This window comes from Microvirga rosea (assembly GCF_020595095.1).
In the GTDB taxonomy this organism is placed as follows: Bacteria; Pseudomonadota; Alphaproteobacteria; order Rhizobiales; family Beijerinckiaceae; genus Microvirga; species Microvirga rosea.
Window position 1 is genome coordinate 1 of record NZ_JAJDOP010000001.1, and the last position, 14,595, is coordinate 14,595.

Sequence of the window (14,595 nt, forward strand, 5' to 3'; positions counted from 1 at the left end):
GACGCATCTTTACGCCAATGCCGGCAACTTCACGACCCATGTGGATCTCGTCGGCACCAAGCTCGCGCTCGCCGCAACCGACTTCATCCTGTAAGGCAATGACTCAAGGCAAGGGCCAAGCACTCGATAATTCCGCTTGGCCCTTGCCTGCACGACCGACATTGATTTCGCGGCGTACTACTGTCTTCGAAGTATGAACAGGGTTAGTTGCCTGCTGACAAAAAGCCCGAAAATGAGCGAAAAGCTCTTTACGCTAAAGTCCAAAAGCCTCCCATGCCTCCCTGGGATATAGTTTTGCAGAAGCTCCAATGCGGCTATAAGAACGACCAGCATTGTGAGGAACTGCAGCCAGTGCTTCGGATAGGCGAAATAGAACATACATCCGATAATTGAGAAGGCGGCACATCGTTCCAGAACGGCCGGGAGACCACTGACAGGTCGCGCCGAAATAGGCACAAGTGTACTTAGACAAACAACGACGATAAATACCCAAGCCAAGCTGCGCAGAATGCGCAGTTTCCTAAGCCCGGCGTAAGAACCAATCATGATTTGTGCTCGTCGGCCTTTAACATGCGGTAAACAAATTAAACTTCCAGTATACGGAACGTTATTGTTGAAACCTCAGAGCATCGACCGCCTCTAAGTCTGTTCGGACGAATCTTCCTTGTACACGAATGTCACAATGCTTGTGGCATACTCGCTCACATTGATGGCGCGACGTGCGCGAAGAAGTCCCCCTCCTGTATCCTCGTTATGTGTCGCGTAATCTACGTGTCCCATGACGAACTTTGCTTTCCCGTCCGTCCTGTTCCAGGCGCGCTGAAGCATCACCTTCTGCAGGTACCAAGCGATCCCGTTGTTGTTCGATTGAGAACCACCCGCAAGATAATAGGTATGGCTTCCAAACTCACATCCGGTAAAAGCTGCGAGCGGCCGTGTCCCGTCCGACGCAATCGCAGTGATACGATAGTCGGCTGCTATAAGGTGATCTACGACATAGCTCATCAGCGCGCGGAATTGGTGGAACTTGATCCCCTTCCGCTCATACATTGATGCTCGCAGACGAACGACCGCACCAAGGTGCAGGAGCCCTCTCGAGTTCGCACGTGTCACGATCTTGAAGCTGCCTGCCTCGGCGCGTTTAGCGTTTCGTCTTGTGTTGTTGCTCGTGTCCGCCCAATATTCCTCAAAACTCCGCCATTTCTGAAAGTCTACGGCATGAACCGTTATGGGCCGAGCGGTCTTGATCGTCACACCTGAGATCGCGCCAAGGATGTCTTCACGCGGGATCTCTAAATTCAGATTCCAGCCGTACTCATAGATACCTGGGCCTAGGTGCTTCAAAACTGCATGCATGCATGCGCCCCACAAGGCATCCGCCTCCGGAATCAGGATGAGCTTATCTAAAAAAACATTCTTATGATTTACGACGCCGACAGCGCATTGACCGATCTTCCTGCCGGAATGGTGAATTTGAAAGATATGAAGTCGGCCTCGGAATAGCGACTTCAAGTACCAAGCTCGCAGCCAGCCATACGAGGACCGAAATGACCCTCCGCATGCCTGAGCGAAGGCGTCCCACTCATGTCGAGCGCTTTCACGCAGTTTTACGGGAGTGATATCGATGGCGAGTAACTCGCTTCGGCCTGTCGGTGATGCGTCCAATCGATGAATGTTCGTGGGCTCCTTGGCTTGTCCTGAGGCCGAAATCGGTGAGGGTGTCGATTTCTGCAAGACGAACTCTGGTTCTTGGGGGCGCTCTTCAGACCTGTGTTTGATAGAAAGGAACATCTCGCATCACCATCAGGTTAAGCTGCAGTCAGATTTCGACGTGCCTGTGACGCGATAGGCTCCTCGCGAAGATACGCTCCGTCAGTTCAGACAAGCTTTCACCAATGAGCTACATGAGAGTTGATTCGCCTATCCTGCTCTATTTCATGAGGTCGGGACATCAAACCTGTCGCATCGACGACCACTTTATGCAGAAAGCGGTTGAACTCGAGCCGTTTGAACTGCTTATGAGCCACCAGGAAGGCGACAATATCCCCTTCCCGCCTTGCGGCGTCAGCGTCGACTAGGCTGATGTCCGAGCAAGTCGCTATTTCGGAAGGCAAACTCTTAACAAGAGGATCACAGACAAGAACGCGTATTCCTCCGCGCTCTATGAGTTTCTTTACGATCCGAAGTGAAGGGCTCTCCCGAAGGTCGCCGACATCCGCTTTGTAGGTAATTCCGAAGCAGGAAATCACGGGATTCTTAAATCGATCAGCGAGATCGATTAAGCGGTCGTATATATAATCAGGCTTGTGGTCGTTCACCTCTCGTGCGACGCGAATGAGCCGTGCTTCTTCTGGTGCGGAATCTACGATGAACCAAGGGTCGACCGCAATACAATGACCTCCGACTCCCGTACCGGGCTGCAGGATTGACACGCGTGGGTGCTTATTAGCGAGCTCAATGGCGTGCCAAACATCGACCCCGATGCGATCACACACCACAGACAGCTCATTTGCGAAGGCGATGTTAACATCGCGATATGCGTTTTCGATCAGCTTTACGAACTCCGCTGTGCGGCAATCTGTTGTAAAAATGCGGCCGGTAACAAAAGTTTCGTAGAGTTTACGCGCCCGCTCAGAACATGTTTCGGTCATACCGCCAATTATGCGATCATTTGATACCAACTCACGGAGCATATTGCCCGGCAGAATCCGCTCGGGGCAATGCGCGACAGCGATCTGTGCGTCCATGGACTCCTTATATTGAGGAAAAGTGAGATCGGGACGAGCAGACGCGAGTCTTGCCGTAATGATTTCGGTACTTCCGACGGGCGACGTTGACTCGAGAATAACTGTCGTTCCTGGCCGCAAGTATGGAGCAATGATGTCGCAAGCAGATTCGACATGCGACATGTCAGGCTTCTTACCGTCGTGAAACGGCGTGGGCACCGCTATAATAATGTAGTCCGCTTCCTCTGGGCTTGTCTGCGCAGTTAGTCGACCCGTATTGATCGCGGCGGAAAGCAGCATTTGGAGGTCCGGCTCGTGAAAGTGAGCCTTACCGGAATTGATGGATGCGACTGCTGCTTCGTTGATGTCGTACCCTACGACTTCAAAGCCACGGCTTGCCATCATGGCCGCGGTTGGCAGACCAATATATCCAAGCCCGACAATGCATACCTTCGTCATGATGCAAACGACTCCGCAATGATATTAGCGATCTGTATCGAGGCCGTTCCATCCCCATAAGGAAAGACTGGTTTTGCCCGCTCATTGTAACAAACTTCGTCGTCAAGAAGAGCTGAAACCTCGTTGTAGATACGATCTGGATCTGTTCCGATCAGACGGACGGTCCCTGTCGCGATCGCCTCTGGCCGCTCTGTCGTATTTCGCATAACAAGAACCGGCCGGCCCAACGCGGGCCCCTCCTCCTGTATCCCCCCGGAATCCGTGAGAATGACCTTCGCACGCTTCATCAACTTGACCATATCGAGGTAGGATACAGGATCAGTAAGATGAATGTTCGAGATGCTACCTAGCCTGGCTCGGACAACATCTCTCACAGCGGGATTGAGGTGCACGGGGTAGACGATTTGAACGTCGTCACGCTCTGCCAATTTCCTCAGTCCCTTGCAGATATCTTCAAATCCAGCTCCGAAGCTCTCACGGCGATGACCTGTGACGAGAATGAGCGATCGCTCGGAATCCAGTTCGATGACAGTTTCTGAGAGATTTGCGCCCATTGCCGTACTGGCATCGATCTGCTGCGCGACGTGAAGAAGAGCATCGATTCCGGTGTTACCCGTTACATAGATACGGCCTCGCCGGTTATACTCGCGATCAAGGTTTTCGGCTGCGCCCAATGTCGGAGCAAAGAGATAGTCGGCGAGAGAGTCTATCGCGACGCGATTGAACTCCTCTGGCCAGGGATGAGACAGATCATAGGACCGGAGACCTGCCTCGACGTGACCGATGGGAATCCGGCTGTAGAATGCCGCAATGGCTGTCGCCATGGCAGTCGTTGTATCACCGTGGACAAGCACCAGATCCGGACGCAGCTTGTCTAGAAGATCTGTCATTTGGCTGATGATCAAGCCCGTGATGTCTGACAGCTTTTGGTTGTGGGTCATAAGGTTCAGATCGATATCGGGCTTTTCTCCAAAGACCTCGAATACTTGATCGAGCATCTGGCGATGCTGCCCTGTAATCGCGACACTGACGCGGACGCCGCCGCATTTTCGCAGTGCCCTAACAACAGGAAGCATCTTGATTGCTTCAGGGCGAGTTCCGAACGCGAGAAGGACGTGCTGCATGCGTTAGTACCTACGGGCTGATGCTCATTCACCGGCACCAGAGAATTCATGCAGCCACAGTACACGACTTAAGTAATTGTCGACGTGCTCTTATGGAGTATTATTCAGACGAGGGTAGATCGATCCGTAGTTTTTACGGCGCGAATGATCTGCGATACTTGCAGATTTCACGCGTCGGCTATCGTTTGAGATCGAGAATTTCTTCTTTTAGAAGGTCATAAGCCAAGTGACCTTTCTCAAGAAGCTCCCAACGTCGCTCGCCTTTGATAGCCTTTTCGAGATGACGTCTTGCAGAGGCGCCGGTAAGTGCAGGCTCATGAATGAACGCACCAACACGCAAGAGATGCTGGTCTACATCGAGCAACTCATCTTGATATACGGAAATTGTAGGGATCCCAAGAACAGCCATCTCTCGCGTCATGGTTCCGCCGGCGCCGATAAAAAGATCGCAATCCTGAGCGATACTCTGGATACTTATCGCGCCTTCAATGACCTTAACCACAGAGAATCTGGCACTCCTATAATGGGCAGCTTGCGCTTCCCCACGGGGAAGCACGATAACGTTCGCGATACTGCTCAACTCCAGTATGACTTCGTCCAGAAATTTTGTGCGCCCATGGTAATATTGAGCCGTCCACGGCTCGGGACGGATGTATATAGATGGAAGTGATTTGCTCTCTTTCGACTGGAAGAGATCTAGCTGCTCCGACACCTTCCAGAGATATATCCCTTCTTTCACGCCAGGATATTGTCTGATCTTTTTTGGACTGGCCCCCTGCCTTATTACTTTCTCTACCGCGAGATACTCAGGGATCAGAATCTTCTTGGCCGCGAGGAAGGCCGGCATATTGCCAAGGGCATACTCATTGTCATTCATATAGATCGACGGAACCCGCAGGAGACGTGAGGTCACGGGGGAATGGAATGAGCTCTGCGAGATTGCGGCGTCGATCTCAAGCGACGCGAGGTATTTGTAGAGCTGCAGCACCCTGATGGGGAATCCCATTGACTTGCGGATCAGATTCTTTCCGTAGTGATTCCCAACAACTGTAAAATCTATCTGCTCAAGTTTCAGAAGATCGATAGTGTTCGCCAGTGGCCTACAAGTGATCACAGGCTGATGTCCGGAGCTATGTAGATCAGCCAAGAGGCCCGAGAACATATTAATATGCGGCGAATTCGAAATATCGAACCAAATTTTCATGCCGCCAATCCCCACGCTGCAGATAATTATTCGCTTCCCTCTTCATCCCTTCCGTCAGGAGCTGAACGCATCGATAAGACGCTTTGTCTCGAAGATGTTTTGACGAGTAGAAGCGCCGAAGACGATCGACTCGACTTTTGGGAGCCCGCAGACGTATTCAATAGCTTCCTTAGGCGAGATTGCTCCTGATGCAAGAACCGACATGGCAACCGGCCTGAACTCATGTTCTTTTAGAGCATTCTCATAGGCCGACAGACCGCCTGGCATTCGAAAGCCTGCCTTATTAATCGTGCTACAGATGATCGGATTTATAATCCCGACCTCTTTCAGTGCGACAAGCAACGCCGGCAGATTCATCGTTATGAAGCCAGCCTCTGCGTTGTACTTCGTCCTCACATGATCCGCGAACGTCCTGAACGCTTCATGGAAGCCTATCCCTAACAGAAGGTCGGTCACGACGTTCTGAAGGAATATAACCGGCGTTCTCAATCCATGGAACATATTCATCTCGGCGTCGATAAGAAGTTCCGCCAGGCCTTTGACATTCAGACCTGCCAGCGAGATGCCACCTTTTACGATCGCGCCCATCATACTCCCGTTGTTCGGAAGCAGCTGTCGCAATGCATCAACCGGTCCGTGCTCGGCCATCGCGTTCGCGTATTTGTGCGCATATGGCATACAGGGATAGAACTCGAGCTGTTTGTACTTTGCCGGGTTTTTACGAACGTGGTCCGTAATCTCGCCGATCTTCGTATGCGTGGTGCACATAAAAACTTTGATATCTGCCTCCATGGCGATATCCAGAACTCTTATGATCGACTCTGCATCTCTGAAATGAATTGACTGTGCTCTTGCCTTCTCCTCCGATGCATGATTGACGCCAAAAAACTGATTGTCCCCAAAAAGCACACGTTCCACGGCTGATTAGCTCCTCGCTGAAATTCGGTTGCTCAGAGCATGGAAGAAGGTACGGCTTGCCGCCGGAACTGCGGTCGTCTGTAGCTCGTCAGCGTGGCAGTTTCCCTGGGCATCTTCCACGATCATGTTGATGACGCTATCAGCGCTGGACGCCGTCATAAACGAAGACCGGCATTCAGCTTTCCCAGCTATGCACTGCACAAAGTGATCGATTTGAGCACTGTATTCCTCTCCTCTCAAGTAATAGCTCGTTGGCTCCGTGAGTTGAGTTATATTTTCAACGTGCCAACCCTCTCGGTACGTTCCGCAAGGGCTTTTCAAATGAAGCTGCAATTCTTGCCGATCTACCGATAGACGCCCATTACTACCCCATATCGTCAGACGCACCGACATCTTTCGGTGGCTGTCGTCGCTCCAGTTTGCTGCGAGTTGTCCTGTTGCTCCGGATGGGAATAGCAGTGTCGAATAGACCTCGTCTTCCACATCTCTTGAGAAGATGGATCGTTTGACTGTCCCGGATACTCTATCGGGAGTGTCATAGATGAAATTGACGAGATCAATCGCGTGCGAGGCATAGTCGTAGAGGCAGCCTCCGCCTTCGTGGCGTTGTGTTCGCCAGGTTTTCCCACGGGGCCTGAGAACAACAGGACCGTAAGCTTCCGCACGGATATGATTAATTCTCCCGAGGTGATTTGAACGCACAAGCTCGCGCGCCTTTTGAAAGGTCCCAACAAATCGAAAGTGGTACCCCACTTGGCCGACGAGGGACCGTGAGGCCATCTCTTTCGTCAGCGACATGCTGTCGGTTGGATCCAGGCAAAAAGGCTTCTCGCAGAAGACGTGAAGATTGTGATTGAGCGCTAGCTTCACGAGTTCGGCGTGTGAGCGAGATGGGGTTGCGATAATTATCGCCTCAAGACGCTCTGATGAAAGCATCTCCGAAAGGTTCTGATAGCAATGCAGGTCGGTATTCTTACGAAGAGCGCCGAGAAGAATGGGATTGCTGTCGCAAACGCCCGATATCTCGATCTCTGGATGACTGTTCGCAATCGCTAAATGAGATATCCCCATTTTTCCGAGACCGAGGAGTCCGGTGCGAATTTTCATGGAAAGTGTGTTCCTTCGCTTAGTATAGAAATTCATTACGCAATACTAGGGACACTTCTTGCATCTACTCAATGCTGAATTGGGGTTGCCTTTGACCCAAACGGATTAGAAGCCTGAAAGTAGAAACGCCGCATAAAAGTAGATCGGCACCTGCGGCGGAGGGAGAGATCGTGAGAAAGATCACATTCAAGGGCTACGTAGATGATCAATCTATCTCTCTGGAACGGAGCGCTCTCCGAGTTTTCTTCTATCAGTGCATTTAGTAGACATGAGCTTGATTCTTCAGAACGGTGATAGCGGTCAGGACGAGGATTTTGACATCCAACAGAAGAGACGCTTTGCGAATATACTCCAGATCCAACTGAAGACGCCTCTCCATGTGGGCTAGAGTTGGTGTCTCTCCCCGTGCGCCGTTAACTTGCGCAAGGCCGGTAATGCCTGGCAGTGCTGCGAAGCGTGATGCATATGTCGGTAGGACCGCCAGATATTTTTCGTCATGAACCAGGGCATGCGGCCGTGGGCCGACCAAGGACATCTCGCCCTTCAGGACGTTGATGAGCTGTGGCAGCTCGTCGATGCTTGTTTTCCGGAGGAAGCGTCCGATAGGAGTAACGCGCGGATCCTGCTGAGTAACCTGGCGAACTGAGGCATCCATGCAGCTCTCGACAGTCATGGATCGCAGTTTCAGGATCATGAAAGGAGTCTGCCGTACACCGTGACGCCTCTGCCGAAATATGATGCTGCCCGGGCTCGAGCATTTGATTGCTATTGCTGCCGTGATGACCAACGGCAGGAGCGCGATCAACATGATGAATGCAAGCACCAAATCAAGAATTCGCTTTGTCGAGGACGTGAGATATGGACTTACGTTCGAATTTACTCTAGCGACATCCCATTTACGCGGCAGCTTGTCGAGGATTAGCGCACTGCGTGTCGAGCGGATATCTACCGGCTCCGTTAGGAAATCTCGAGCGGCCATCGGCACCCCTTTCCAGACCTGAATAAGGTACTGTTAGGGTGGCGTTCTCATAGTCATGAATGCAACGAATTAAACAGATTATATACTCGCTGGCATATGCAGCCGTGCGCACTTAGACATATTCTCAATCATTGGTATCTTTTGTTTATGGCGTCTATAATGGGAATGCACCTACGCGCCTTGGGACATATTGGGAAAAAGATAGCTAGTCCCATGGAGGCACTTCGGAAGAGCTTTTTGAACCGCGGTAGCGCTGATACGAGGCTCGCGTTGAGGCAATCGCTTGGCTGTGGCGCCCGCGATAGCGCAACGAGTTTTCCTAGCCCAGGGCCGGCAAGTCAGCGTTCAGCGCTTTACCCAGTCACATATTCTCGAATGATGTCTAATAGCCGAACTCTTCCGGGCTAAAGTGGCATTTATTCAGAACCACGCCTAAGACATCGGTCTGTTGGGACAAACTCCTTTCGCAAATGTCGACTTCGTTAAATGTGCTTGATTCCGCCGCTGCCACGAGAATGACGCAATCGACGTTTGGCAGGAACGCCAGGACGTCGTCATTCACCAGCATGGGGGGAAGGTCGAATATCAGTACGTTTGGCCTGAGCTTGTCCTTCAGGTTCTTTATCGCAGTGGCGGCCTCTGAGCTTTGCAATAGCTCCGCCGCATAGGGGACAACACATGCATTGGCGCCAACTGCGAGATTTTCTCCGTAGCGAAGGAACACTTCCTCTATGGAGTTGTCGCCTTTCAAAAAGCCTTCCATAGACGAAGGCTTTTCGATCCCCAGTACGTTTCCCACTTGAGGGCGCCTGAGGTCGAGATCAACGAGTGCTGTCCGACACTCTTTAAGATTTGCGAAACTGAAAGCGAGATTCAATGCCAGGAGGGTCTTCCCACAGCCGGGCGTTGGAGATGTGATCGCGATGGAGGTCCAGTTCTTTTGGCGCAGAGTTCTGAGGATCTTTGTTCGGAGAATATCAAAGCGAAAGGTCGCGCCTTCCAGACGGTCAAGTGTCACGATGCGCCGTTGCGCAGCCCGCTTCTTGTCCAAACTGGCGCTTGCTAGTCTTCTCCATACGAGTTCGCTTGGTTGAGCTCCCGGTAGATTTGACACTCTGTCTTCGCGAAAGGCCACTAGCGCAATTTCGCGCTCCATTTTTTCAATGGTGGACTGGATGCTTTCCATCTTTGACTCTCTATACCCCAGCTGCGCGACGGATCATACCCGGGACAAGCTTCAGTCTAGTCGAATGCGCTTCGTCCTTCGATGGGATAAAAGGTATTGTCTCAAGCGGTTCGATCTCCAGCCTGGCGACAAGCTCAGAGGGCCGGCGAATCGTCTTGTTCATCAGCTCGAGCACTAGGATCAATCCAAAACCTGCCAGGATCGATGCAAGAACGCTCGCCACTGCGATTGCAAGACGCTTCGGCCCGATTGGGTATTGTGGTGGCATTGCGTAGTCGAGCACGGACAACCTTTCCCCCTTGGACCGCTGCTCAATGCGATCGCCGGTAGACGCCTCTGCTAAGCGCGAGGTGGCGGCATTATATTGGCTCTGTACACTTTGGTATTGTCGCTCCATAGCGCTGAGCGCAGCTTCGTTTCCAGGAGTTGCGGCGATCGCTTTATTCAGATTCGACAAAGTGCTTTCTGCGGCCGCCTTATCGTCTGCAATGAGACTTAGCCGCCGATCGAAGTCGGTTAGCTGCAGGTCGAGCTCGGGTGGGATCGTCTTGCCGTCGCGGGCTTTCGCGCTTTTCTCCCGCATGTCTTTAGTCAGCTTCTCGAGGGCCGCAATCTGAGTCTGCAAAGCCGTTATGGCAGGGCTTTTGTCCGAGAAGATCGTGCGCTGCTCGGCTAGGGTCTTGCGGAGATGATCTAACGTCTGCTGCTCCGGCGTCGAAGCAGCGTCGTTAGAAGCGCGGTCAGCGTTTTCATATGCCTGCAGCAGGCGAGCACGCCCATCACGCAGAGATGTCTCTTCTCGGCTTAGCTGCATAAGTCTCTCTTGGAGACTGAGCTGTTGGTTGTAGCGAAATCCTAAGCCGTCCGGCAACGCCTCTCGGTTCTCCCTCTTGAAATTCGATATTTGGCTTTCGATCTCGATCAGCTTCTTGCTAAGCTTCTCTGTCTCTTGCTGGAAAAACTCGAGGGTCTCGCCAGCCTGCACCGCACGCAGCTGCATGTTCTTTTGAATTAGTAATTTGACGAACTCGTTGACGATGTTTGCAGCCGATACGGGGTCCCTGGCCTTGTAAGATACATTGAAGGCGAGCGCAGCATCCCTACCGCGAGGTGTATCAAACTGGATTTGCTCGACGCTCATCCGGGACCGAATATCATCAGCAACGTCGCTTTCCGAGATATTCGGAATGTCCCGGTATAGTCCCAACCTATCAGCGAGCGCGATAAGATTTGCTCGGGTTGTCATTTGCAGTTCGACTGTCTGAATTTGTTTCAGAATTTCCGCGGGCACAGTCGAGCGCACAAGATCTGTTGAGATCTGCGGAGATTCGACCAATATCTTGGCGTTTGCTTGATATGTTGGGGGCAAAAGGCGCGCGATTGTTATCCCGACTCCCGATATCACCACCACAACGACGATGAAGTAATGAATTCTACGTAGGAAAAGCGATGCGTAAAAACGAAAATCGACATTATTCATTGCTCATCTACTCTGCTCAAGTTCTGAATAATTTTCTATTTTGAACTATCCTGTATACACGTTCGCATTTGTGATCGGATTGCATTCAGGACTTTATTTGACGCAATCTACCTGATCACCGAGATATGTCTTTGTCATTGTCAAAAAATCTACACTTATTTGGGTTTATAAGTCTAGTACAGCGATTGGCCCGAAAGTATTACCCGATACTTGCACGCCTCGCGCCCTTCCTACAAAACTGAAATATTGCCATGTATATGCGGTCAAAACATCCTTTAGGATTGCTGATAGATATGGCTCGAAAATACCAGATCGACAAGAAACTAAGAACTTCCATGTTGACGGTGTGGACCTTCGTCGTCGCCATTCTGTTGGTTGTCCCTGCCTTTGCAGAAACCCGCTCGCTTGTTCCTCAGACACGGCTTCGGGTGACGGTTATCCAATGGGTCCCTTCGAAAGGCGAGTATCAGCAATGGGGACCTGTCGGCGGAGAATTCACAGTGTCGGCAACCGGAACGATCTCCATGCCGATCGTCGGCACGGTCTCGGTTGACGAGATGGACAATGTTGAGCTGGCGGCAAAGATTGCCGAGCTGCTCAAGGAAAAGACGGGCCTTATTTCAGCCCCTACTACGAACGTCGAGATTCTGGATTACCCACCAATATACATTGTCGGAAGCGTCACCACGCCAGGTGAATATAAATTCAAGCCGGGAATGACGGTCCTCCAAGCGCTGGCCTTAAGCGGCGGCCGCTTTCGTACAAGCACTGAGGAAGGAGGAAAGGGCCAGATAAGCATGCTGGGAGAACTTCAAAGCTATCGGGAGGATATCCTACGCATGTTGGGACGAATCGCGCGGCTGCAGGCGGAGAGCAACGGCGCGAAGGATATCCAATTTCCCGCAGAGCTAACCTCCATCTCGAACGACAAAATCGCTTTTGATGTTATGTCCCAAGAGCGGATCGTTTTTGAGGCACGTAAGAACGAACTGAAACGTCAGCTTGAGAGCCTTGAGGAGCTCAAGAATCTCTTTGTCTCCGAGATCAGTCTACTGGAGAAGAAAACAGAAACGCTTGACAATCGAATCAAGCTCGTAAGCGATGAGCTTGCCGGCGTGAGGTCGCTGGTTGAGCGTGGCATTGCGACAGTCTCGAGGCGGTCTGAGCTTGAGCTCGCCGTATCCAACTTACAATCAAATCGTCTCGACGAGATAACTGCTACGATGCGAGCGCGGCAGAGCCTCAGCGAAACCACGCGCAATGCCCTGAGCCTGCGTGACAAACACCAGACTGATGTCTCTGTTGAGCTACAGGAAGCGCAAGCCAACTTGGAGAGGCTCAAAATCAAGGAAGACGTTGTGCGGAAGATCCTCGTCGTGAGTGACGCGCCTGCTTTTGGGAAGCGCTCCACAGACAACACATTAGAGCCGGAGATGAACTTCACAATTGTTCGTCATATCGACGACTCCATTCAAGAGTTGAGCGCATCTGAGCAGACTCTCCTGGAGCCTCGGGACGTGTTGAAGGTAGCGATCAGCGAACCAGTAAAGAGGCGCTCTGCGGACGCATCGGGGACCGGACGCGCTCCTTGATAGATAATACAGTCCCCGGAGTTAATTCAGATCTTCGCATCATCTGCCGAAAAAACTCCGGATATTGGGATAGGGCTTGTCGAAAAGGCGTACTTATAGAGCATGAATTCCTGGCCCAGTGGTGCGGAGCGCCACGATTCGCTGATGAGGACCGAAATCTACAGATGGATGCTCGATCTTATTTGGCTGGTGAATGTAGCAAAGATATGAGCGCTGAAGATAGCCAACCTGAAAAGACAAGTTATATCCAAGCCCTCAAAGCGACGGCGCAGATCGGCGGATCGTCGATTGTAAACATTGTCTTCGGCATCATACGAACGAAGGTCGTCGCAATTCTGCTTGGCCCATCAGGCGTTGGACTGATGAGCTTGTACAACATGATCATCGATCTCACACAGAGCTTTGCGTGTCTCGGTGTCCCGAACAGCGGAGTGCGCCAGATCGCGGAGGCAGCTGGGACCGGCGATGCGCGGAAAATTGCGTCGACGACGATCATTCTCCGCCGGATGTCTTTTGTTCTGGGGCTCTTAGGCGCTTTCCTGCTTGTCGTTCTGTCTCTGCCGATTTCCGAATTTACGTTCTCCGACGACCAGCAGGCACTTGGCGTCGCGTTGCTGGCGATCGCGGTCTTTTTTAGGATCGTGTCGGCTGGCCAAGCCACGCTGATACAGGGCATGCGACGGATTTCAGATCTCGCCCTCATGAACGTAATCTCAGCGTTTCTGGCAACAATCGTCAGCATTGCCATTATTATTTACTTTGGTGAGGCCGGTATCGTATTCGCATTGATAGGAATGGCTTTGGTATCGTGCCTCGTTTCCTGGTACTTCAGCCGCAAAGTCCTTCTGACGGAGTGCTCTTTGCCTCTGCGCGACATGCAGTCCGAGGCCGTGAAGCTACTCAGGTTGGGCTTGGCTTTCATGGCGAGCGGGCTCCTGACGCTCGGGGCAGCCTACGTCATTCGGATTATTATCGTGCGTACCTCGGGGGTCGACGCTGCAGGCCTTTATCAGGCGGCATGGGTTTTGGGCGGGTTATATACCGGCGTCGTCCTGCAAGCGATGGGAACGGACTTTTACCCGCGGCTGACCGCTGTCGCGGACGACAATGGGCAATGCAACCGCTTGGTTAATGATCAAGCACAAGTTAGCGTTCTGCTTGCAGGTCCGGGCGTGATTGCCACATTGACATTCGCGCCCCTTATCATGCGATTGTTCTATTCGGCCGAATTTTACCCTGCTGTCGACCTCCTACGCTGGATCTGTCTGGGTATGATGCTGAGAATCGTCGCTTGGCCGATGGGCTTTGTCGTCCTGGCGAAGAATGCTCAGAAAATATTCTTGTGGACTGAAGTGGCAGCAACAGCTGTGCATATTGGCGGCGCATGGCTGTTTATTGGTTACTTTGGCGTCGATGGCGCCGGTATCGCGTTTTTCGCCCTCTATGGATGGCACAGCGTTCTCATCTATTTCGTAACGCGCCGGCTGAGCGGCTTCCGTTGGTCGAGGCTGAACCTCAAGATCGGTTCGTGTTATCTCGCTATCGTAGCGATCGTATTTGGGGGCTTCGTCATCCTTCCGACCATAATTGCCACAACGCTCGGCGCACTCGCGATGATTTGTACGGGCCTCTTCTCGCTACGAGCTTTTCTAACTCTCTGTCCGCCCAAGCTCATTCCTGCTGTGATCCGCCCTTGGATACCCCGCTCCGTCTGATTGGGAGCCGACTGGAATTCCTAGACATTAGGGTTGCTGGCTGATCCTACCGAGAGCTGGCACATTCTTATGATGTCCAGAATAGCTAACTTTGCGGCACGTCAG

11 protein-coding genes are annotated in these 14,595 nt (G+C 52.0%); 2 read left to right on the plus strand and 9 right to left on the minus strand.

Annotation, left to right across the window (positions count from 1 at the left end; all coding sequences use genetic code 11):
• Window positions 1-639: 639 nt before the first annotated feature.
• From LJD17_RS00005 to LJD17_RS00045, 9 genes are all read right to left on the minus strand, one after another.
• On the minus strand, window positions 640-1,512 hold the full coding sequence (locus tag LJD17_RS00005) for a hypothetical protein (protein WP_227381679.1): 873 nt from the start codon (window positions 1,510-1,512) through the stop codon (window positions 640-642).
• Between the two features lie 377 nt (window positions 1,513-1,889).
• On the minus strand, window positions 1,890-3,185 hold the full coding sequence (wecC, locus tag LJD17_RS00010; protein ID WP_264478215.1) for a UDP-N-acetyl-D-mannosamine dehydrogenase: 1,296 nt from the start codon (window positions 3,183-3,185) through the stop codon (window positions 1,890-1,892).
• A complete protein-coding gene (gene wecB / locus LJD17_RS00015) occupies window positions 3,182-4,309 on the minus strand; it encodes a non-hydrolyzing UDP-N-acetylglucosamine 2-epimerase (RefSeq protein ID WP_227381681.1) in 1,128 nt (375 codons plus the stop codon). Before wecB ends, wecC begins: the two co-directional genes overlap by 4 nt.
• A 178-nt stretch (window positions 4,310-4,487) precedes the next feature.
• Complete coding sequence (locus LJD17_RS00020) at window positions 4,488-5,513, minus strand: DUF354 domain-containing protein (RefSeq protein WP_227381683.1); 1,026 nt, start codon at window positions 5,511-5,513, stop codon at window positions 4,488-4,490.
• Window positions 5,514-5,567: 54 nt separating this feature from the next.
• Window positions 5,568-6,431, minus strand: a complete 864-nt coding sequence (locus tag LJD17_RS00025; protein ID WP_227381685.1) for a hypothetical protein — start codon at window positions 6,429-6,431, stop codon at window positions 5,568-5,570.
• A 6-nt stretch (window positions 6,432-6,437) separates the two neighbouring features.
• Window positions 6,438-7,538 (minus strand): Gfo/Idh/MocA family protein, encoded by a 1,101-nt coding sequence (locus LJD17_RS00030; protein ID WP_227381687.1) that lies wholly within the window; start codon window positions 7,536-7,538, stop codon window positions 6,438-6,440.
• A 259-nt stretch (window positions 7,539-7,797) separates the two neighbouring features.
• Window positions 7,798-8,517, minus strand: a complete 720-nt coding sequence (locus tag LJD17_RS00035) for a sugar transferase (protein WP_227381689.1) — start codon at window positions 8,515-8,517, stop codon at window positions 7,798-7,800.
• Window positions 8,518-8,899: 382 nt separating this feature from the next.
• The gene (locus LJD17_RS00040; RefSeq protein WP_227381691.1) at window positions 8,900-9,703 is read right to left on the minus strand and encodes a CpsD/CapB family tyrosine-protein kinase; all 804 of its coding nucleotides are present in this window, start codon (window positions 9,701-9,703) and stop codon (window positions 8,900-8,902) included.
• A gap of 10 nt (window positions 9,704-9,713) precedes the next feature.
• Window positions 9,714-11,183, minus strand: coding sequence for a GumC family protein (locus LJD17_RS00045; RefSeq protein WP_227381693.1), 1,470 nt, complete (start codon window positions 11,181-11,183; stop codon window positions 9,714-9,716).
• Between the two features lie 251 nt (window positions 11,184-11,434).
• On the opposite strand from LJD17_RS00045, the gene LJD17_RS00050 reads away from it, so the two are divergent.
• Both LJD17_RS00050 and LJD17_RS00055 read left to right on the plus strand, forming a co-directional pair.
• Entirely contained in the window at window positions 11,435-12,775 is a 1,341-nt protein-coding gene (locus tag LJD17_RS00050; RefSeq protein ID WP_227381695.1) for a polysaccharide biosynthesis/export family protein, read from the plus strand.
• 206 nt (window positions 12,776-12,981) lie between these two features.
• Window positions 12,982-14,490 (plus strand): O-antigen translocase, encoded by a 1,509-nt coding sequence (locus LJD17_RS00055; RefSeq protein WP_227382878.1) that lies wholly within the window; start codon window positions 12,982-12,984, stop codon window positions 14,488-14,490.
• Window positions 14,491-14,595 lie beyond the last annotated feature (105 nt).